Annotated in this window: 18 protein-coding genes and 1 pseudogene; 14 read left to right on the top strand and 5 right to left on the bottom strand. The window is 42.9% G+C overall.

Translation table 11 applies throughout. The features are described from left to right. Nucleotides 1–13 precede the first annotated feature (13 nt). The 9 genes from OSCI_RS11685 (at nt 14) to OSCI_RS11645 (ending at nt 8,623) form a co-directional block, all read left to right on the top strand. A complete protein-coding gene (locus OSCI_RS11685; RefSeq protein WP_202796236.1) occupies nt 14–772 on the top strand; it encodes an energy-coupling factor ABC transporter permease in 759 nt (252 codons plus the stop codon). Between the two features lie 2 nt (nt 773–774). Beyond that, nucleotides 775–1,092, top strand: coding sequence for an energy-coupling factor ABC transporter substrate-binding protein (locus OSCI_RS11680; protein ID WP_007355157.1), 318 nt, complete (start codon nt 775–777; stop codon nt 1,090–1,092). 57 nt (nt 1,093–1,149) lie between these two features. Then, the gene (cbiQ, locus tag OSCI_RS11675; RefSeq protein WP_007355156.1) at nt 1,150–1,962 is read left to right on the top strand and encodes a cobalt ECF transporter T component CbiQ; all 813 of its coding nucleotides are present in this window, start codon (nt 1,150–1,152) and stop codon (nt 1,960–1,962) included. Continuing rightward, the gene (locus tag OSCI_RS11670) at nt 1,937–2,800 is read left to right on the top strand and encodes an energy-coupling factor ABC transporter ATP-binding protein (protein ID WP_019486942.1); all 864 of its coding nucleotides are present in this window, start codon (nt 1,937–1,939) and stop codon (nt 2,798–2,800) included. Before cbiQ ends, OSCI_RS11670 begins: the two co-directional genes overlap by 26 nt. Nucleotides 2,801–2,975: 175 nt before the next feature. After that, nucleotides 2,976–3,656 carry a CADD family putative folate metabolism protein gene (locus OSCI_RS11665; protein WP_019486941.1) on the top strand — a complete coding sequence of 227 codons (681 nt, stop codon included), beginning with the start codon at nt 2,976–2,978 and terminating at the stop codon, nt 3,654–3,656. Between the two features lie 422 nt (nt 3,657–4,078). Further along, the gene (locus tag OSCI_RS11660) at nt 4,079–5,707 is read left to right on the top strand and encodes an NB-ARC domain-containing protein (protein WP_007355153.1); all 1,629 of its coding nucleotides are present in this window, start codon (nt 4,079–4,081) and stop codon (nt 5,705–5,707) included. A 416-nt stretch (nt 5,708–6,123) separates the two neighbouring features. Further along, on the top strand, nt 6,124–6,315 hold the full coding sequence (locus OSCI_RS11655) for a hypothetical protein (protein WP_007355152.1): 192 nt from the start codon (nt 6,124–6,126) through the stop codon (nt 6,313–6,315). Between the two features lie 423 nt (nt 6,316–6,738). Further along, complete coding sequence (locus OSCI_RS11650; RefSeq protein WP_007355150.1) at nt 6,739–7,797, top strand: adenylate/guanylate cyclase domain-containing protein; 1,059 nt, start codon at nt 6,739–6,741, stop codon at nt 7,795–7,797. Between the two features lie 307 nt (nt 7,798–8,104). After that, nucleotides 8,105–8,623 (top strand): Ycf51 family protein, encoded by a 519-nt coding sequence (locus tag OSCI_RS11645; protein ID WP_007355149.1) that lies wholly within the window; start codon nt 8,105–8,107, stop codon nt 8,621–8,623. A gap of 59 nt (nt 8,624–8,682) precedes the next feature. On the opposite strand, the gene OSCI_RS11640 is transcribed toward OSCI_RS11645, so the two are convergent. Both OSCI_RS11640 and OSCI_RS11635 read right to left on the bottom strand, forming a co-directional pair. After that, entirely contained in the window at nt 8,683–9,462 is a 780-nt protein-coding gene (locus OSCI_RS11640) for a Uma2 family endonuclease (RefSeq protein ID WP_007355148.1), read from the bottom strand. A 96-nt stretch (nt 9,463–9,558) separates the two neighbouring features. Next, nucleotides 9,559–10,053, bottom strand: a complete 495-nt coding sequence (locus tag OSCI_RS11635) for a hypothetical protein (RefSeq protein WP_007355147.1) — start codon at nt 10,051–10,053, stop codon at nt 9,559–9,561. Between the two features lie 163 nt (nt 10,054–10,216). On the opposite strand from OSCI_RS11635, the gene hetZ reads away from it, so the two are divergent. From hetZ to OSCI_RS28430, 5 genes and pseudogenes are all read left to right on the top strand, one after another. Further along, the gene (gene hetZ / locus OSCI_RS11630; protein ID WP_007355146.1) at nt 10,217–11,380 is read left to right on the top strand and encodes a heterocyst differentiation protein HetZ; all 1,164 of its coding nucleotides are present in this window, start codon (nt 10,217–10,219) and stop codon (nt 11,378–11,380) included. After that, nucleotides 11,373–12,416, top strand: a complete 1,044-nt coding sequence (locus OSCI_RS11625) for a hypothetical protein (protein WP_007355145.1) — start codon at nt 11,373–11,375, stop codon at nt 12,414–12,416. Before hetZ ends, OSCI_RS11625 begins: the two co-directional genes overlap by 8 nt. A gap of 142 nt (nt 12,417–12,558) precedes the next feature. Then, nucleotides 12,559–13,131, top strand: coding sequence for a Uma2 family endonuclease (locus OSCI_RS11620; RefSeq protein WP_007355144.1), 573 nt, complete (start codon nt 12,559–12,561; stop codon nt 13,129–13,131). A 154-nt stretch (nt 13,132–13,285) separates the two neighbouring features. Continuing rightward, nucleotides 13,286–15,691, top strand: coding sequence for a DUF4129 domain-containing transglutaminase family protein (locus OSCI_RS11615; protein WP_007355143.1), 2,406 nt, complete (start codon nt 13,286–13,288; stop codon nt 15,689–15,691). 68 nt (nt 15,692–15,759) lie between these two features. Beyond that, nucleotides 15,760–16,242 (top strand): annotated as a pseudogene (locus OSCI_RS28430) (GUN4 domain-containing protein). Between the two features lie 210 nt (nt 16,243–16,452). Here the strand turns inward: OSCI_RS28430 and OSCI_RS11605 are convergent. The 3 genes from OSCI_RS11605 to OSCI_RS11595 all read right to left on the bottom strand — a co-directional run bounded on the left by OSCI_RS11605 (nt 16,453) and on the right by OSCI_RS11595 (nt 20,147). Then, on the bottom strand, nt 16,453–17,457 hold the full coding sequence (locus tag OSCI_RS11605) for an ABC transporter permease subunit (protein WP_007355140.1): 1,005 nt from the start codon (nt 17,455–17,457) through the stop codon (nt 16,453–16,455). Next, nucleotides 17,454–19,079, bottom strand: a complete 1,626-nt coding sequence (locus tag OSCI_RS11600) for a sugar ABC transporter ATP-binding protein (protein WP_007355139.1) — start codon at nt 19,077–19,079, stop codon at nt 17,454–17,456. The genes OSCI_RS11605 and OSCI_RS11600 overlap by 4 nt, the downstream gene beginning before the upstream one ends. 90 nt (nt 19,080–19,169) lie before the next feature. Further along, entirely contained in the window at nt 19,170–20,147 is a 978-nt protein-coding gene (locus OSCI_RS11595) for an ABC transporter substrate-binding protein (protein ID WP_007355138.1), read from the bottom strand. Nucleotides 20,148–20,406: the final 259 nt, after the last annotated feature.

The raw sequence follows: 20,406 nt of genomic DNA, 5'->3' as shown, positions 1-20,406 counted from the left end.
AAATAATCTGGAAATGAAAAAAAAGCAGCAACTTTGGCAACTAATACTAATGGCAGGCTTGAGCTTTCACCTAATCATAGGTCAAACGCCACCAGCTTACGCCATGCACATTATGGAAGGCTTCTTACCCGTGCAATGGGCAATTTTTTGGTGGATTATTTTTATTCCTTTCTTTATCTTAGGACTAAGATCGATTCAGAGAATAACTCAAGAAAATCCACAATTAAAATTACTTATTGCCCTAGCAGGTGCTTTTACTTTCGTCCTCTCAGCCCTCAAAATTCCTTCCGTTACTGGTAGTTGTTCCCATCCTACGGGGACTGGATTAGGAGCAGTATTATTTGGCCCTTTAGCGATGTCAGTTTTGGGTAGCTTAGTGCTTCTATTTCAAGCTTTACTATTAGCTCACGGCGGCTTAACAACTTTAGGAGCTAATGCCTTCTCAATGGCGATCGCAGGGCCATTTGCTGCTTACTGGTTGTACCATATTATCATGCGATTAAGTGGCAAACAAACAATGGCAATCTTTATCTCAGCAGCCTTTGCAGATTTGCTCACTTATCTGATTACTTCTGTACAATTAGCCTTAGCTTTCCCCGCTCCTGTGGGCGGCTTTATGGCATCATTCATCAAGTTTGCTAGCATTTTTGCCCTAACTCAAATTCCTTTAGCAATTAGTGAAGGATTGCTGACTGTTTTAGTGTGGAACTGGCTGCAATCTTACAATTCTGAAGAATTGAAACAGTTGCAATTAATCAAAGGAGAATCATAAGAGTGAATAAGACTAATCAAGGATGGAATAACTGGCTGTTACTAACAGGAGTATTGCTTTTAGCTGTAATACCTGTAATATCTCTCCGAAATGCTGAATTTAGCGGTGCTGATGGTCAAGCTGAGGAAGCGATTGCTGAAATTAACCCTGATTATAAACCCTGGTTTCAATCAGTAATTGAGCCATCTAGTGGTGAAATTGAAAGCTTATTATTTTCATCTCAAGCAGCTTTAGGTGCGGGAGTAATTGGCTATGTAATTGGTTTATATCGAGGGCGAACAGAAGTAAAAAAACAAGCAAAAATGAAAGATAAAGCTTGAATAAGCATCGGTAACGCCGCCATCTTGGCGGTTTCTTAAATTATTGTCAATAGATTTATGAGTCTCAAGTTAGACACTCTGGCTTACACGAATAGTTTATCTAATTTGCCGCCAGAACAAAAATTGATATTTGCGATCGTAGTCTTAACTATTGCCTTATTTGCCCATCCCCCAGTACAAGGTTTAATTATCATCTGGATGAGTATTTGGACAATAATTTATGCTAGAACACCTCCAGAAATTTACTGGCGAATGCTCTATCTAGCAGCATTATTTTGGCTAACCAGTTTACCAGCAATAGCAATCAATGGAGTTTCTGTTGCTCATATATCTTTAATTCAAACAGATGCTTTACAGGGGATGACTTTAGGGTCAAATTACTTTTACATCAGCCGCAATGGTAGCGAATTAGCATTAACGATTTTTTCACGCTCTCTCTCCTCTGTTTGCTGTATGTATTTTCTGCTATTAACCGTTCCCTTTGCAGCAATATTGCAGACATTGCGTCGTCTAGGATTGCCTGCTATTCTAACTGAATTGCTGCTGTTAATGTATCGATTTATTTTTACTTTATTGTCAGCAACGCAGGAGTTATGGATTGCACAACAATCTCGTGCTGGATATCGAACTTGGCGGACTTCTATCAATAGTCTAAGTTTACTTGTCGGGCAATTATTTCACAGAACAATGCTACATTATCATCAATTTTCCCTGGGATTAGAGGCGCGGGGATTTACGGGGGAGTTGCGAGTATGGCATTCGCGTCGCTATTGCTATTCACAGCGATATGCCTTAGAAGCGATTATAGGTTGTGGAGTATTAATAGGACTGGAATGCTTGACTAATGTCACAATATTTGCTAGAAATTGAAGACGCACACTATACCTATTTAGGTAGTAAAAAATCAGCTTTAAATGGGCTAAGCTTGCGCTTACGACCAGGAAAAAAAAGTGCTATTATTGGTCAAAATGGCTGTGGTAAAACAACTATGTTTTTGTTGGCCAATGGTTTGTATAAGCCTCAGCAAGGAAAGGTTTATTGGCAAGGAAAACAGATTGATTACAGCCGTAATTATCTAATGAGTTTGCGACAAAAGGTGGGTTTAGTCTTTCAAAATCCCGAACAACAATTAGTGGCTTTAACTGTAGAAGAAGATATTTCTTATGGTTTGTGCAATTTGGGAATACCAGCAAAGGAAATTGCAGAAAGAGTAGAGCGAGTGCTGATGCAATTTGGACTTTCGGAACTGGCAACACAACCAGTTCACCATTTAAGTTTGGGGCAAAAAAAAAGGGTTTCTCTGGCTGATGTTATGGTATTAGAACCAGAATTATTATTGTTAGATGAACCCACAGCCTATTTAGATCGGCTTCATACGCGCCAGTTAATGATTGCCTTAGAAAAAATTCACAATTCCGGGACAACAATATTAATGGCAAGTCACGATCTAGATTTAGTTTATCGCTGGGCAGATTGGATTTTTGTAGTTGATAAAGGGCGGTTAATTCTTGAAGGAAAGCCTCAAGATATATTTGCTCAGCGAGAAATTATGGAGGAGTTACAATTGGGTGTGCCCCTGGTGTTTGAGATGTTGTCTGAGGTATCCCAGGCGATCGCTTCCTGCGATTCTCAACAAGACAATTTAACTGAATATAGTATGCTCAAACAGTTGCGGGAGCGAATTTTAAAGATATTACAAAATTTTTGAGAAAAATCTACTAGGTAAAAACTTGTTTATATTATTGTTTGTAACGCCCCCTCTGGGCGTTATCCTTACCGCCCAGAGGGTGGCATTACGTTAGTTGTGAGTAAGTCCTATTGACAACATCCAAATTTGATATAAGATGCTTTTTAACCCACAATTGTCAAACAATACCATGACGATGACAGAACAACAATTTCTCGAACAACTCAACGGTACGATTGAGACGCACAATTTGCTTAAACATCCATTTTACCAAATGTGGAATGAAGGTAAACTATCCTTAGCAATGTTGCAAGAGTATGCACAGGAATATTACCTGCAAGTCCATAATTTTCCCACCTATGTCAGTGCAACTCACGCAGCCTGCGATGATATCAAAATTCGCCAAATGCTGCTCGAAAATCTGATTGAAGAGGAACGAGGTTCTACACATCACCCTGAGTTGTGGTTGCGATTTGCTGAAGGTTTAGGTGTAGAGAGGAAAGCAGTTTTAGAACGCCAATACCTTGAAAAAACTCGTGAATCTGTCCGCATTCTTAAGGAATTAGCCCGCAGTGAAGAACCGGCTGTTGGCTTGGCTGCACTCTATGCTTATGAATCGCAAGTGCCTGAAGTTGCTACGACAAAAATAGCAGGTCTAAAGCAATTTTATGGCATTGATTCTGAAAACGCGCTTTCATTTTTTACAGTCCACGAGCAGGCTGATGAGTTTCACTCTCAGGCGACGCGGGAAGCACTTTTAGAACTTTGCCAGACAGAGGAACAAAAAGAAAAAGCGTTGTCAGCAGCATCAAATGCGGCTTGTGCTCTTAATTTACTTCTGGACGGGGTTTACGAAACCTATTGTCAAGAGCGGTAAGTTAGTGGTTAGTTGTTAGTTGTTTTACGTAACGCGCCCTCTGGGGGGTTTGTTACCTCCCAGATGGCAATGTTACGGATATCTATCCTCATCTAGGGGCTAGGGGCTAGGGACTAGGGGCTAGGGGAATAAGGGGAATAAGGGGAATAAGGTAATACAATCAGCGAGTTTGATGGAACTCAGAACGTCTTAATCGCCTTGGCGACTGCTATATAAACTACTAACACTACTAACCACTAACCACTAACAATTAACAATTAACTAAGTACAGCTTGTGTTATTTGCTACTCACAATGAATAAGTGAGATATAGATAAATAAAACTAAAAAGCAAGCTGAACATTAGTCAGATCAAGGGTTTGCTAGCTAATACTCACAGAATATAATAAAAATTAGAAGATTAGCAAAAGCGAGATTCCTACCTTGACTACTCAGATTCCTCAAGACTTTGTGCAAGCAATAACAAAAGAACGCAGCGTGACTGATGCTGAGCTGGAGACGGTGTTTATGGCCTTGGACGGTCAGCCGACAGCCGCGATCGCAACTAAATTGGGTATCAGTGATATCGCCGTCCGCAAAAGACTCGGCGAGGTCTACAAAAAATTTAAAATCGGGGGGAATGGCCCTGGGAAGTTGGCAGAATTAAGGCATCAACTACTATTTTTATACCAAGCTGGTCAGGGTTCGGGGGATTTCATTCCGGCGGGTAGAGTAATGGCCTCGGCAGTGGCGATCGCGCACCATCATCAAGATTGGGGTGAGGCCCCCGACGTTTCGGTGTTCTACGGCCGCACTGAGGAATTAGCAGCCTTAAAGCAATGGATTTTATCAGATGGCTGTCGCTTGGTGGCACTGCTGGGTTTGGGAGGCACTGGCAAAACAACTCTGGCAGTGAAGGCGGCTAAACTTGTACAGGATGAGTTTGATTTTATCATTTGGCGATCGCTACGAGCCTGTCCATCTGTGCAAGACCTTCTAGCTAGCTTAATTTCCATTTTCTCTCCCCAACAAAAAGCAGATTTGCCACTAGATGTAAACGCCAGAATTTCCCGGTTAGTTGAATATTTCCGCAAGCATCGCTGTCTGCTGATTTTAGATGATTTCGAGATGGTTCTCAGCCCTGGAGAATTAGCTGGGCGCTATCGACCCGGACTAGAAGGTTATCGAGAACTGATTGCGCGACTAGGAGAAGTTAACCACAATAGCTGTTTAATGCTACTCAGTTCTGAAGAACCCACAGAACTTGCTTTAATTTCTGGAGAAAAAGTCAAGTCGCTAAAACCTTCAGTTTCCGAGGAAATTGCACGCGAAATCTTCACTGAAAAAGGCTTATCTGCTAAAGACAAAGAGTGGAAAGTGTTAATCAGTCGCTACGGAGGTAATCTCTTAGCTTTTAAAATTGTGGCAGCAACGATTCAAGATTTCTTTGAAGGTAATATTTCCAAATTTTTGGAGGCTACAGGGCTATTTATTGAAGATCATCTTACCAATTTGCTTACTCAGCAATTCGAGCGGCTGTCTCCTTCTGAAGCCGAGATTATTTACTGGCTTGCTATTACTCAAAATCCAGTTTCGCTAGCGAAATTGCGAGATGATATTTTAGTTAAGTCATCTCTTTCGGATTTGCTTAAAAATCTGGAATCTTTAGGTCGTAGGTCGCTAATAGAAAAAATAAATGAAGGAGGAGAAATACTTTTTACGCTTCAGCCTTTGATTATGAAGTATGTAACTGAGGATTTAGTCGAGCAATTACGAAACGAGATATTGGAAGCGGTTAAGATTCAGGGAACCGAAAAAATGCGGTTGTTAAAAACGCATTATTTCGGTAAAGCAATAGTCAAAGGTAAAGGTGGAAAAAGTTATCCAACTCGTTCTATTCTCAGCATGGTTAAAAATCACTTGCAAGCTCTATTTATGCAAACTACAGGCTCTTCTGAAGCGCTAAATATTCTGGAAAAACTTGCATCAGATTTGCAAGATAAATCTCAGCTAGAAGTTGGATATGCTAGCGACAATATGCGGAATATTCTTGCAGAAATGACAAGCTCTTAGTAAGAGGAGGCTGCGATTATAGTAACCCAAGACTGATATCATATCCGGTTAAATGCTTGTCATTGCGAGCCCAGCGAAGCAATCCCGAAGCAATCGCAGAGACTAGGTGATTGCTTCGCTTTGCTCGCAATGACAGATCGGAAGTAATTTGCCGGACATGATAAGTAAATCCACCTAATTAACCATAAGATAAGGATGGCTAAAAAGCTGACTGTATAAACATTCTTCCTTCTCTCCTAGATAACTAAATTTTTCTACCTTCTACCTTCTACTTAAGAGTTGGTGTAGCGATCGCCCTCAGTTGCAACTACAGATCACACTCTCACCTTAAAATAATCACGCGCCTAGACGACAGCCCTCACATCAAGTCTCAGTATTTCCAATGATGATTGAAGGGTCGAATTTAAAATACTTCCATGTCTACCAATGTCACCTATACTTTAAATGCTATCCTTGCCAGCGCTAGCTGCAAAGGCGTTTTGACCCAGAGCGATCGCCGGATGTTAAAGGAAGCGATCGTCAGCTCCTCTTTTGATGAAGAAGCTCAGCAGTTAGTGAACAGATTGCTACACGCTATTCGCCGGGGTTGGGTAAGATTAGGATTTTAGGCTCTGGGTTCAAAAATCGAGCCAATGCTTGCATAGAATCAATAGTTAACAACTTTTCCAAACTCAGCCCACAGGGATTAAGCGAAGCGAACCTTATTAAGAGAAATTTTTGCACCCAATTAAATGCGATCGCCCAAATACACGAGACTTAGAGGAGAACTAACTGACAAGAGTTTCGAGACAGCCAGTCCGAGTCCGCGCGCGACGACACTAGGTAAGTCATGATAGATTATAACGGTAAGAGGCTTGGTATGAGAAAGCATCCACAGTTGAGGCGACCTATAAAAAGTTCTTTTATCGTATAAATACTATAAGGCTTTTCAAAAAAAAGGATGATTATAGCTATGCTGCATCAGCCCTGCCCTCGATTTCCTCTCACCGCTAAGCTGATTACAAAGCGGAACTCTCCAGGGAGGAAGAGAGATGAAACCTGAAGAGGGTAATGTGCTGGTTGTTGATGACAATGAAGTTAACCGCGACTTACTTGCTCGCCGCCTCCAGCGGCAGGGTCATAAAGTCCAAGTAGCGGAAGATGGCATCCTCGCTCTGGAGATGATGCGATCGCATCCTTTTGATTTGGTGCTTCTCGATATTATGATGCCCCAAATGAACGGCTATCAAGTGCTCGAACATTTGAAGGCGGATGATAAGTTGCGCTACATCCCCGTAATTATGATTTCGGCGGTAGACGATATCGACAGCATCGTGCGCTGCATTGAGTTAGGGGCGGAGGATTATCTTTCTAAGCCGTTTAATCCCGTGTTGCTGAAAGCTCGGATCAGTGCTTGTTTGGAGAAGAAGCGACTCCGAGATCAGGAACAGGCCTATTTGCAGAAGTTGGCTGACGAACAGGGAAAATCCGAGCGGTTGCTACTGAATATTTTGCCTTACGCGATCGCCGAGCGCTTGAAACGCGGAGAAAGCACGATTGCTGACAGTTTCGCTGACGTAACCGTGATGTTTGCCGATTTAGTCGGTTTTACAAAGCTTTCAGCTCATCTGTCGCCTGCGGAATTAGTAGAGTTGCTCAATCAAATTTTTTCGGCTTTTGACCAGTTAGCCGAGTTCTACGGCTTAGAAAAAATTAAAACTATTGGTGACGCTTATATGGTAGTGGGGGGTTTACCAACGCCTCAAGCGGATCATGCCGAAGCGATCGCAGAAATGGCCCTGGATATGCAGGCAAAAATTGCCCAAATGCCCGCTCAAGCCGGCCAACCCCTCAGCATCCGCATCGGCATTAACACCGGGCCAGTGGAAGCAGGAGTAATTGGCACTAAAAAGTTCACATACGATCTGTGGGGTGATACTGTAAATACTGCAAACCGCATGGAATCTCACGGTCTCCCCGGTGCAATTCAAGTGACGGTTGCTACTTATGAACGATTGTGCGATAAGTATATATTTGAGGAGCGCGGTACGATCCCGGTTAAAGGAAAAGGAGATATGACAACTTATCTACTGACTGGCAGAAAAAGTTAATTGCTAATTGCTAATTGCTAATTGCTAATTGCTAATTGCTAATTGCTAATTGCTAATTACAATTAAAAATGTAAAATGTAGGTTGTTAGGTGAAGCGTAGCATAACCTAAACAAGGCTTACGCGCCCAACCAAAGAAACCGGGTTTTTTACGAAAATACTTCGTTTTTACCCACAGATCCTTTCAAAAACCAGGTTTCTGGAGCCCCATAGTAAGTCCTAAATTAGCAATTAGCAATTAGCAATTAGCAATTAGCAATTAGCAATTAGCAATTAGCAATTAGCAATTACCCATTACCTAATTACAAAATGACACCAAATTCCGATCTTCTAACTTACACCCAGTGGATGGGTATTCTTACAGCAGTTATTGCTGTTATTACAGTCCTAGCTTTTATTTTGAAATGGGGTTTTAGATTTCGCTTAGTAGGCGTTACAAGCTTTATGGGCCTTCTTACTATTGGTATATTTGCCCTCAGTTTAGCCCTCTATACCCGCGCGGAAATTCCTGGGGCAGTTCGCTACACTTTAGTTTACGATACTGGGGGAGCAGAAACAGTGATTGCTGTCTCACCAAACATAGGAGAATCTGAGTTAGAAGCTACTATGCGACAAGCGGCGGGGGATTTATATTCTTTTGGTCGTGGAGGACGGGGAAAAGACCAGATGATCGTCCGGGTTCGCACCATATTGCATCCAAAATCCGGGGTTTCAGTACCGCTATATTTGGGTGAAGTCAGGCGATCGCTTAGTGCGCGGGAAGATGAGAAAATGGCGATCGATATTTTTCCCGATAGCATTGCCCGTTTGAAAGCTTCTCAAGCTTAAATTTGAGTAATTGTTAACGGTTAACGGTTAACTGTTAACTGAGCGATCGATCGACCATTTCAATCTCCAACTAATATTCTGACCTCATCTAAGGGTCGTTCAATCATCTGTGCTACTTGTTCAAGATTCAATCCAGAATTTAACAATTGGCGTACAATGTTTCTTAAGGATTGTTCCGCTTTCACCCGCGCCTGCTCGGATTCTTGCAAAGCCGATTGAGTTTGTATTAGATATCGATCTAACTCTCTATGAGTCCGCAGAAACTCTCCCGTTTCCGGGTTCCGAAAGCGCAATTCTCCAGAAATTACCCGCAACTCTAGTCCCAATACTTCACTCACAAGCCACAAATTGTCAAAAGAATTAATATTGGCTGGTATTGGTTCATATTGCCCATTTACTAAACGCACGCCTTGTAAGATCGGATTGAGATAATCTCCCGAAGGATCGTACTGAAAATACTCCCTTACTCCCAAAGTACGATAGATTTCCGGTTTGATTTCTTGGTCTTCTTCCTGGGTAGTGGATGACGTAATCTCCAAGACAAAAGCTGGGGGAATTCCCCCTTCCTTCCAAAATTTATAAGATAGTCTTTGGCGTTTTCTTACTCCCAAAACTACGTAAACATCAGGGGCGATAACTGAGGCTGGCTTTCCTTGTTCGTAATAGATAAACGAATTTCCCGACACATAGACATCCGGCTGATTTTGGAAGTAAATCTCTAGAGCTTCTACGCTATAAGTAAGATAAAATCGCGTGATGTCACTTTCCGCCATCGGCTTGCCATCGCTACTGGGGTATTTAATGTCTTCGAGTTCTTCAATTTGAGGTAAAATTGTCATAGTTTATTAATTTTACTCAAAATTCATTGATAGATTATATCACAACTTACCAGTTAACTGTTAACTGTTAACAGTTAACAGTTAACTGTCAGCAATTCAAGCAATATCAGGAGGAAGATTGCTAAACTTAGATTTAGGGGCTGACTGCTGATGGTGATATTGTTGTAAGTATGCACCAATTAAATTTTGTACTTGCGATCGCGTTACCTCACTTCCGGCTTCCAGATGACCCGAAGTTTCAAAGAATACAATGCTGTCAATAGTCTCTAAAGCTAGCATCTGAAATAAAATATGGGTTACGGGCATAGATACTGCCCGAATCCGAGGATCTAAGGGTGTTGAGGAAGCTAAAGCATCCTTGGAAGTAGGGAAAGCGTAAATTACCCGTTTCTCCAAAGTAGGTTGGGTACGATTGCTTAAAGTGGTCACGGCCCAACTGCCATCAAGGGTTTGCAGAATATAATATTGGAGATGGCGCAACTCTTGAGCTAGCAATTTCAGAGCGGGCGCGATCGCTTCTACAATCTGAGGTGTAGTACCATCAGGGCTGGCTTCGTTAATCAGTGTTTGAATTTGTTGGTCTAAATCCATCAGTCGATTTTAGATTTGGGATTGGGAATTGGGCTTACAGAGGGCTTACAGAGCAGTGCGAGTTCGTATCAAAATCTGCAATACCTACCATTATCCTCTAATCTAAATTCCAAAATCTAAAATAGCACGGATGTGCTAGGGTCAATATTAGCTATCAACAATCATGCGGGAAATCTGCCAGAGCGTGGAAAAAATCTTTCAACTGCTGTTGGACGAACTCCAAAAGTCCACTCGTGCTTCTGAGCAGAATTGCCGGGAAGTAGCAGAGCGTTTAACAGCAGAAGTTACTCGAATTTGCACGGAAAGCAAGCGAATTCAAGCTTCCGGCGAGGTGGAGCATTGGGCAATAACTCTCGCTCAGCACCGCTTACAGCAGTGTCTCCAGTATTATCAGTTAGGTTCTGGCCCTGGGCGGGTAGAATTGCACAGTACCTTAAGTGCGATCGTCTACCGCTACATTACTCCTCCACAGGTGCAGTCGAGCTATCAAGCGCGGCTGGAGTTAATTAAAGACTTTTTGCAGGGATTTTACCTGGAAGCTTTGAACGCTTTCCGGCGAGAGGCCCAACTGCCAGCGACCTATAGCCCTCGAACTAGGTTAGAGTTGGCAGAGTATATGGCTTTCGCGGAAAGGTTTGGCAAGCGACGGATTCCTTTATCGCGCGGTAGGAGCCAACAACTGATCGTACTGCGATCGCAAACCTTTTCCCAACAACAACCCCACGAAACCTCCGTAGATATGGAGCAGGCCGCTGACGGTGCGGCTCAAGAATCCGATTCTACGTGGAACGACGCAACAGTAACGCGGGTGCGGGAGGCGATGGTAGGCGGCAACTCAACTGATGAGTCAGACTCCCTACGACAGGCTGTAATTGAGGAATTGATGACCTATTTGGAAGAGCGCAACCAAAAAGACTGCGCTGACTACTTCGCCCTGCGCTTGCAAGATTTGCCCACTAATGAAATTGAGGCAATCTTAGGTTTAACTCCGCGTCAGAGAGACTATTTACAGCAAAGGTTTAAATATCACTTGCTCAGATTTGCTCTCTCCCATAGGTGGGAGTTAGTCCACCAATGGTTAGAATCTGACCTAGAGAAGAATTTGGGGTTAACACCGCAGCAGTGGGATGGTTTTCTGTTACAAATTGGCTCAGAGCAAGAGAGTTTGCTAAGGTTAAAGCAACAGGGTATGTCAGATTCTGCGATCGCGCAAACCCTCGGTAGCACGGTGGCCCAGGTACAGAAGCGATGGTTTAAGTTACTAGAGCTTGCCTGGGAAATACGCAATCGTTCAGGTTCCGGAGAAGGGGCATCTACTGATGAATAACAGAACGAATAAGAATGAAGACGCTTTCGAGGGTCAGTTTCTCAACTGGCTGCTAGAAAAGCCAAAGGCAAGCGGTTCTTCAGAGGAAGAGGAAAACCTCAACCTGCCGATTGATTTAGAAGATATTAATAGGGTGGAATATTTAGAGTGGGATGAACCAGACCCACTTGATGATGAAGAGATTGACTTTCTCTATCCAGAAAGCCAAGCACTTAAATTGGGAGAAATACCGACCGTGCAAGACCGTTTTCAAACATTATTGAAAGAGCGGCTGAAAGCCGAAATCCTCCGCAATCCGCCGCTGTTCCCTTGGGAAACACAAGCTAAAGACTACGAATATGATTATCCAGACGGTGCTGCCGATGAATGGGTTCCCCCCTTGCACTTGTGGAGTGCTCAATTGCAAAATCTCAAGTGGGGGAAATTTCCAATTCCTCTAACAGAGAAGGTTTTTGCTCAATTGCTAGAACCTTGTCAGGAGATCGTATTATCAGGATTGCGAGAAGGGGCCAAAATGGTGCAGGCTGTAGAAAAAGCTCTGTTTCCCCAACAGTATGACACTCTTAATGATTTGACGCGCTTAGTTTTATTAGGTTCTGTGCGCTGTTTTTCTGATGTCGAACAACTCCCCCGCTATGAAGAGGCTACGCCAGAACAACAGATGGTGTTGTCGCTATTAGCAGCGCGAGAAATTATGGGCTCTCTAACTTTAACTTGTCCGCTAAATCAGCCGCCAATTGAACGGCAATGGCTGACGGGTGCGGGTGTGTTGACTCTTCTTGCTGAATATCAATCTGTGGAGAGGCAAAGTAGAGCTTCTATTAGAGTTGAGTGCCAATTACCTGCTGGGGGAAGTGTGGAACTCAAAGCAGGGGAAGCATTAGCAGCAGCCCATCGGCCTAATTCTGGCTATTTGAGTGTGGAATTGTTTGAGCTTCAAGCTAATAAGACTTACCCGTTAACAGTTAGGTTTCAAAATCAAGAACATAAACCTCTAAAGTTTGCTGTTTATCCGACTTTGGGGGTTAATAATTAAGTCTGAAAATATGTTAGACTTCTTCCAAAAAGTCAGTGAAAGGCAGGCATTATGCCTGCCCTACAATAGTTATTGCAAATAATTATTGGCTTTCATCAAAGTTGTAGTAGCGACTTTAGTGTCTATGTATGGAATAAATCTAATGTTAACAGTTAAACCTCGATTTACAACCTTTGAAGAATACCTAGCATACAATGATAATTCCGAGCGGGCATATGAATTATTTAATGGAGAATTAATTGAAATGCCTCCAGAGTCAGGGTTAAATGTCCAAATCGCCAATCGTCTCTTTTTGATTTTTGCTTTAATGTTGGGAACCGATCGGGTTAGAGGACAAGGACTAGAACTAGAAGTCAGAGGTGAACCTAGAAACCGTTATCCCGATCTAACTATCATTCGAGAAGAACATATTCAACAATTATCAAATCGCAATACCATTCGTCTTTCAATGTCACCTCCCATCTTAGTTATTGAAGTAGTTAGTCCCGGAGAAATACAAAGAGATAGAGACTACATCGCTAAGAAAAGGCAATATCAGGATTGTTGTATTCCTGAATACTGGATTGTCGATCCGCAAACTCAAACTATTTTAGTCTTAGAACTTAGGGGAGATATTTATATAGAACTAGGTAGTTTTACCAATAATGATTTACTGCTATCTCCCGGATTTAGAGAACTAAATTTAAGGGTTTCTGAAGTATTTAACCCAAATTAAAAAAAATTGCTACCCCGATCTAAACTCTTAATAGTCACTAATGAAGAGTTAGCTAAGAAACCCGGTTTCTGAGAGAAGCGATCGCCCAACCGTAGTATGCAGAGATTGCCGCTCTGAGCTAAACTCTTAATAGACACTAACTAAGAATTAGCCAATGACTGCGGACAAACGGCGAAATTTACCTTTTTTCAGTCAGCTTTGGCAGTGGCTTGAGACGATGCCGAAGCCCAAAACTGAGGAATCGATCCTGCTGCGGGTACTGGTACAAGCGCTGGTGACAGTCGGGATTATCGCTACGGATGTGGCGGCTGGGGTGGGGGAAGGAGATGTGGCGATTAGCCTCTGGGCTGTCCCTCTGAGTATTGTGGGCGCGACTTGGAGTTGGTTTAGTCGGCGCGATCGCAATATCCCTGTTAAATTCTGTCTGGCAATTGGAATGTTGCTGGCTTTGTTTGCCTTTCTCCTCAGTTTGCTAGGAGAGTTGAATGACACCCGCCTGATTCTGGCTAAGCTGTTAATTCAACTTCAAGTGCTCCACAGTTTTGACTTGCCGCAGCGCAAAGATTTAGGCTATTCGATGGTGATTGGGCTGATTTTGTTGGGAGTGGCGGGTACTCTCAGCCAAGAGTTGACTTTTGCGCCGTTACTATTGCTATTTTTGGCGATCGCGATTCCGACTTTGGTGCTCGATTATCGATCGCGTTTAGGAATTTTCAAGGAAGTAGTAAAAGGGAAGAAGGAAGAAGGAAAAGACAAAAAGCGCAACTTGTGGGAATTTGGCGAGGCTTTATCTCCCAAGCGTTTTGGGCTGTTGTTATTAGTAATTGTTGGCTTAGGATTGGGTATTTTTGCATTTTTGCCTCGATTCCCTGGCTATCAGTTGCGGACTTTTCCAGTGAGTGCCCCCATTGAATACCAAGGACAATTTGACGGTCGCAGTATTACGAATCCTGGTTATGTTAGAGGTGGTAATAGTGAAGGTTCGGGGGGAGGTAGCGGCCGCAATCCAGAGAAAGGGCCGGGGAAATTAAACGATACTTTTTATTACGGTTTTAATACTAAAATTAACCAAAACTTGCGGGGGGAAATGAAACCGCAGGTGGTGATGAGAGTGCGATCGCAAGCCGCAGGTTTTTGGCGAGTCTTGGCCTTCGATCGCTACACTGGTCAGGGTTGGGAGATTTCCCGCAATGACAAGACCCTAACTCTGAATCGACCTTATTGGTCTTACCAATTTTATCTTAATTGGATGCGGACTCTGAACCGCACCAGAGAGGTGATTCAGACTTATACAATGGTTTCTCAGATGCCTAACTTGATCCCAGCCTTGGCTCAACCGAAGGAACTTTACTTTCCGACGCAGGATATAGCCGTTGACCTGGAGGGGACATTGCGATCGCCTTTGGAATTGCGGGAGGGACTGACTTATACTGTGATTTCTGAGGTTCCCTATCGCGATCGCAGTTTGTTAGGCAAAGCAGGTACTAATTACCCTAAAAATATTCAGAATTATTATCTACAAGTGCCGCCGCAAATTAAAGATAAAGTGCGGCGGGTAACTGAGGAAATATTGGCAGCCAGAACTAGAGTTGCTACCTCTGATAAGCCGATTAATTCAGCTTATGAGAAAGCCTTGTATTTGGCTCAATATTTAAAGCAAAATCCCAATTACAAGCTGCAAAAAGAACCGCCTTTTTTACGGGAAGATGAAGATTTAGTCGAGGCGTTTCTATTTGGATATAAAGACAGTCCAGCGGGGACTAAAATTACTGGCGGCTATCCCGACCACTTTGCTAGCGTGATGACAATTATGTTGCGATCGGTTGGGATTCCGGCGCGAGTAGTTGGCGGTTTCGATCCGGGAGAATTCAATCCGTTTACGGGTTTGTATATCGTCAAAAACACTGATGCCTATTTAATGACTGAGGTGTATTTTCCCAAGTATGGCTGGTTTCCGTTTAACCCAGTTCCGGGATATCCGCTTTATCCACAATCGATTGAAGAAAATCAAACTTTTAGTGCATTGCAAGCTTTTTGGAAGTGGGTGGCAGGTTGGTTGCCGACACCAGTAACGGGTTTATTAAATACAGTTATTGGTTTTGTTGTTGCCTGGTTAGTGGGGGTAATTACTTGGTTTTTAGCCTTATTTTCTAAAGGTTGGGTTGGGTTATTTACGGGTTTAATTGTAGGAATTGGTTGTGGTTTTATTGGTTGGTTGCTGTGGCAAACTTGGCGAAATTGGCGTTACCGCCGCTGGTTGAAGAAATTGCCGCCAGTGGAGGGAATCTATCAGGAAATGTTGAAGGATTTAGCTAGGAAAGGATTTGTTAAGCGTCGAGCTCAAACGCCTTTGGAATACGCGCGAGATATGCGGCAACATTTAGGTGTTGATGAAGTGGAAGTAATTGAGGAAGTTTCTGAGGCTTATGTGCGCTGGCGCTATGGTGGTGAGGTAGGAAATTTAGCACAGTTGCGGCAATTGGTGGAGAATTTGAGGCGTAGTTTTAATTCCATTAAGTTTCGTGGTAATAATATTCGAGGTAATAATAGCAATGGGTGAAAAATAGTGTGATGGTATGTTGAAGGATTACTGGATAATTGGACTGGTTATTCAATTGGAGAGCCGATATGGATCAAATACAATTGGTTTCTGCGGTGGGGATGGATTATATAGAATTACGTAATTTATTAGTCTCACTAAAGTGGAAAGAGGCCGATGAAGAAACAACGAGAGTGATGTTTAAGGTAGCGGGTAGAGAAAAAGAAGAATGGCTGGATAAGTCATAAATAGATAATTTTCCTTGTGAAGACTTGCGAACGATTGACCAACTTTGGGTAAAATACAGCAATGGGCGTTTCGGCTTTTCTGTGCAGAAACGCATCTATCAAAGTCTGGGGGAAACCAGGGAATATAATGATAAAATATGGGTAGCGTTTAGCGATCGCGTAGGTTGGCGTGTGAATAGTAAATGGTTGTACTATAATGAGCTAAAGTTCAACACTAAATCCGCAGCAGAAGGACATATTCCATCGTGGTCGTGGGGTTCCTGGATGGCTGTTGGGCGCAGCGTCTATTCTCTCGTCTATCGTGTCGAGACTTGTAGAGTTTAGTATCTAAGCGTTTCATGGTTTCATTAAAATTAATAATAACAAAGGCTATGATCCCGAAAGCAGGCCTGTTCTAGATTTATGATGCCTCACACTGATGACTTCAAACTCTTCTAAAATTAGAAGGTTGGGTTACACTTGGCAGCACCCAACCTACACTAATATCACTTTTTTCTTACTTCTCAGAGTTGGTATAATTACCTTTTTTCACTCTTATGCAAAGCTAGAACGAGTGCGAAGTTTGTCAATAGTTACGGCGATAATAATCACCAAACCTTTAACAACCAACTGCCAGAAAAACGATACATTCATCAAAGTTAATCCATTATTGAGTAGCGCAATAATTAAAGCTCCCAATAAAGTACCCCAGATAGTACCAATCCCACCCGTGAAACTCGTTCCTCCCAAGATTACGGCCGCGATCGCATCTAGTTCGTAGCCTTGTCCTAACATCCCCGTCGCACTATAGAGACGCGATGCACTCATAATTCCGCCTAAACCAGACAGTAAACCACTCACGCCATAGACAAATAACAGTACCCGATTTACCTTAATTCCTGTTAGTCTCGCGGCCCGTGAATTACCCCCTACAGCGTAAATATGTCTGCCAAGAACAGTCCGCCTTAAGACAAACCAACTTGCTAATACTGCCAGAAAAGCGATGATCACTAACCAAGGAATCGGCCCCAGATAATTGTTACCTACCCAGGCAAAATTGAGATTACGATTAATAACTGTAGTGCCATTAGCTACCAGATAGGCAACTCCTCGCAAAGCAGTATAAGAACCCAGCGTGACGATGAATGGAGGTAAACCCAAATAGGCAATTAACGAACCATTAAGTAATCCCAAACCAATTCCCGCTAATAGTGCAGCAGGTACGGCGAACCAACCCAGACCTGGAAGTAAGGATACCAGCACCCCAACAACTGCTGTTACTCCTAAAATTGAACCCACAGAAAGGTCAATTCCTCCAGTCAAAATCACAAACGTCATCCCCGTAGCGAGCACGATATTGATCGATGCTTGCCGAATGACATTAATCAGATTTCCTAGTGAAAGAAAGTTGGGTGTAACCAGTGAAAAAACTATACAGATTACAATCAAAATCGGTAGGATACCGGCAACCTGGATAAAATTTCTCCAAGCTTGAACTTTACTCGCTTTGGAGCGATCGCGACCTGAATTTATGCTGCTTTTCGCTTGTGTTTGACTCATAGTTTTTGTACCCCTCTTGCTCCAGTGGCATAAGCCATAATGTTCTCTTGTGTAATCTTTTCCCCAGTTGAACCGCCCACTTCACCAACTAAGCTTCCGGCCCGCATTATTAAGACGCGATCGCTCATTCCCACGATTTCCGGCAACTCACTCGAAATCATCAAAATGGCGACACCATTTGTTGCCAAATCGCTAATAATGCGATAAATTTCGCTTTTGGCCCCAATATCTACGCCTCGCGTTGGTTCATCTAGTAAAAGTACCTTGGGGTTAATTGCCAACCAACGTGCTAACAATAATTTTTGCTGATTTCCTCCAGATAAATCCATTGCTCTAATGCTGGGACTAGCAAGACGAATCCCTAAGTTTTGAATGGCATCAGTCACAACTTGAGCCAGAGATTTTGAGTTGATAATCCCAGCTTTTGCTTCTCGATCGAGTACATTCAAAGTGATATTTTCACCCGAACTCATTTCTAGAAATAGACCTAAATTTTTGCGGTCTTCCGGTACATAGGCAATTCCCGCTTCAATGGCATCATCGGGGCTAGAAATGTTCAATGGATGTTGCTCTTTAATATCTTCTGGCACATAAGCAATTCCTGATTTAATGGCATTACTTGGCTCGGAGATATTGAGAGGACGACCCTCCAATTTAATTTCACCGCTCATTTTTGGATCGGCACCAAAAATCAGACGAGCAAGCTCAGTTCTACCAGCACCAACTAAGCCAGCTAAACCCACAATTTCGCCAGCATGGAGTTTAAAACTTGCAGACTTTACCTTTTTCCGCTCATCACTTAAATTGGTTACTTCCAGAACAACTGAGCCAGGATTTGTTTGACGTTTATGTTCGTATAAATCCTGTAACGGACGACCAACCATCATTTCCACTAGGCGTTCTGCGGAAATTTCGCTTTTTTCCAGAGAGCCAATATAGCCACCATCTCGGATTACACTAACGCGATCGGCAAGGGCATAAATTTCTTCCATGCGATGGCTAATATAAATAATGGCAATCCCCTCTTTCCGCAACCGATGAACAACTTCAAAAAGCTTTTCTGTCTCGCGGTCTGAGAGCGCTGCTGTTGGCTCATCCATCACTAGAATGCGGCTTCGATCTTTGAGTGCTCTGGCGATCTCAACTTGCTGCTGTTCGGCAATTGAAAGTGTCGAAACCAAGTCTCCAGCATCAAAACTGGCATCAAGATTTTCTAGTACCTGAGATGCCTTAATCCGCATTGCGCTTTGGTCGATTAGAGCGCCCCCTTTTGTGAGTTCGCTCCCCATAAAAATGTTTTCGGCAACTGTTAGGTTGGGGGCGAGATTAAGCTCTTGATAAATAATCGCTATTCCCAACTCTCTAGCTTGACCGGGGTTAGTCATCCTAATAGCTTGACCATCAATTCTGATTTCTCCCCGATCGGCTATATAGGCTCCCGCTAAAATTTTCATCAGCGTACTTTTGCCCGCACCATTTTCACCCATGAGGGCGTGAACTTCCCCTGGATAAATTGTTAGATTTACATCCTGCAAAGCATTAAACCCGTTAAAGGTTTTTGTAATGCCTTGCATTTCTAGAATTGGTTTAGTCTGTATAGGTGATTCAGAGAGAGTTACCATTAAAAATCCTCCAGTTTTATGTAATACATCTTGACTGTATTACGCAACCTGAAACTCACAAATTTTGTCGATATTAAGCCAAAAACTTGTTTATTCGCTTGTCCAGCCTTTATGCTCGTTAACGTTTTCACGAGTAATGAGTTTGACTGGAATTAGAATTGTTGGGTCGGCAGGCTTCTTTCCTTTCCGAATATCATTTCCCACCTCAACAGCCTTGGCTGCCATGCGAAATGGGTCTTGAGCTGCTGTAGCTACAAATAAGCTATTGTTCTGCTTGAGCGCATCGAGAGCTTCAGGTGCGCCATCGACACCAACAATAAAGAATTCATCTCGTTGTGACTGTTTAGCCGCTAGTTCTGCGCCAATAGCACAAGGGTCATTAATTGCAAAAACAGCATCAATTTTTGGGAAGGAAGTGAGCAAATCGCTCATGACTCTCAACCCACCATCGCGGCTACCTTCTGCATTTTGAGTTTTGGAAAGAACCTTAATCCCAGGATATTTAGAGAATACATTCTCGCACCCTTGGACTCGCTCAATTACTGAAGCGACAGGAGGCCCGTTGATAATTACAACACTGCCTTGACCCTTTAAGCGATCGGCTATATATTGACAGCTTACTTCACCAGCTTGGACGTTATTTGAAGTAACTGTGGCATCAACACCTCCATCAGCGGCGGTATCAACTGCCACTATGGGAATGCCTGCTTGCTTAGCTTTTTCTACAGCGGGAGCGATGCCTTTACTGTCAGCAGCATTGAGTATAATCATGCTGACTTTTGAGGCAATAAAGTTTTCAATTTGGTTAAATTGCTGATTTAAATCGTCCCCACTGGAAACGAGAGTTGTTCTTGTGTTCGGCCCCCCTAGTTTCTTTGCTTCGGCCTCTGCACCTTTACCAACTTGCACGAAGAAGGGGTTGCCGAGGTCGCGAACTGCTACTGCAACGGATGAAAGTTCAGAACTACTTTCTGTGCTACTCTGAGGGTTAGGGGGTTCTCTTGAGCAACCGATCAGAGTAATACTTACCCCACTAAAAAACCCCAAGGCGATTGCTAATTGTTTCACCTTAAAACTCCATTAATATTTTCTATTCTAAAAAGTTAAAAGGCGCTTTTATATCTATCTTAAGACAGACTGTTTCCCGTGTTGAATTAGATTAAGTTTCTTTGCAAATTGATGCAAAATATTCAATTTTATGTAATGAACTTATTAAGTATTTGTACTTGCTATCTCTCGATTTTCTTCTCTCTGGCGATCGCAACAAAATTCTTATAGAAGAAGGGACTAGGGGCTAGGGGCTAGGGGCTAGGGAAAGAGGGGAGCG

It is taken from the genome of Kamptonema sp. PCC 6506, from assembly GCF_000180455.1.
GTDB lineage: Bacteria > Cyanobacteriota > Cyanobacteriia > Cyanobacteriales > Microcoleaceae > Kamptonema > Kamptonema formosum.
This window is presented reverse-complemented; position numbering and strand designations above follow the sequence as displayed.

What these genes read in the sequence shown, in the direction of transcription:
- OSCI_RS11620 (WP_007355144.1), top strand. Translation starts at nt 12,559, where the DNA reads ATGTTAACAGTTAAACCTCGATTTACAACCTTTGAAGAATACCTAGCA.
- OSCI_RS11655 (WP_007355152.1), top strand. Translation starts at nt 6,124, where the DNA reads ATGTCTACCAATGTCACCTATACTTTAAATGCTATCCTTGCCAGCGCT.
- cbiQ (WP_007355156.1), top strand. Translation starts at nt 1,150, where the DNA reads ATGAGTCTCAAGTTAGACACTCTGGCTTACACGAATAGTTTATCTAAT.
- OSCI_RS11650 (WP_007355150.1), top strand. Translation starts at nt 6,739, where the DNA reads ATGAAACCTGAAGAGGGTAATGTGCTGGTTGTTGATGACAATGAAGTT.
- OSCI_RS11625 (WP_007355145.1), top strand. Translation starts at nt 11,373, where the DNA reads ATGAATAACAGAACGAATAAGAATGAAGACGCTTTCGAGGGTCAGTTT.
- hetZ (WP_007355146.1), top strand. Translation starts at nt 10,217, where the DNA reads ATGCGGGAAATCTGCCAGAGCGTGGAAAAAATCTTTCAACTGCTGTTG.
- OSCI_RS11615 (WP_007355143.1), top strand. Translation starts at nt 13,286, where the DNA reads ATGACTGCGGACAAACGGCGAAATTTACCTTTTTTCAGTCAGCTTTGG.
- OSCI_RS11600 (WP_007355139.1), bottom strand. Translation starts at nt 19,079, where the DNA reads ATGGTAACTCTCTCTGAATCACCTATACAGACTAAACCAATTCTAGAA.
- OSCI_RS11665 (WP_019486941.1), top strand. Translation starts at nt 2,976, where the DNA reads ATGACAGAACAACAATTTCTCGAACAACTCAACGGTACGATTGAGACG.
- OSCI_RS11640 (WP_007355148.1), bottom strand. Translation starts at nt 9,462, where the DNA reads ATGACAATTTTACCTCAAATTGAAGAACTCGAAGACATTAAATACCCC.
- OSCI_RS11685 (WP_202796236.1), top strand. Translation starts at nt 14, where the DNA reads ATGAAAAAAAAGCAGCAACTTTGGCAACTAATACTAATGGCAGGCTTG.
- OSCI_RS11635 (WP_007355147.1), bottom strand. Translation starts at nt 10,053, where the DNA reads ATGGATTTAGACCAACAAATTCAAACACTGATTAACGAAGCCAGCCCT.
- OSCI_RS11605 (WP_007355140.1), bottom strand. Translation starts at nt 17,457, where the DNA reads ATGAGTCAAACACAAGCGAAAAGCAGCATAAATTCAGGTCGCGATCGC.
- OSCI_RS11670 (WP_019486942.1), top strand. Translation starts at nt 1,937, where the DNA reads ATGTCACAATATTTGCTAGAAATTGAAGACGCACACTATACCTATTTA.
- OSCI_RS11645 (WP_007355149.1), top strand. Translation starts at nt 8,105, where the DNA reads ATGACACCAAATTCCGATCTTCTAACTTACACCCAGTGGATGGGTATT.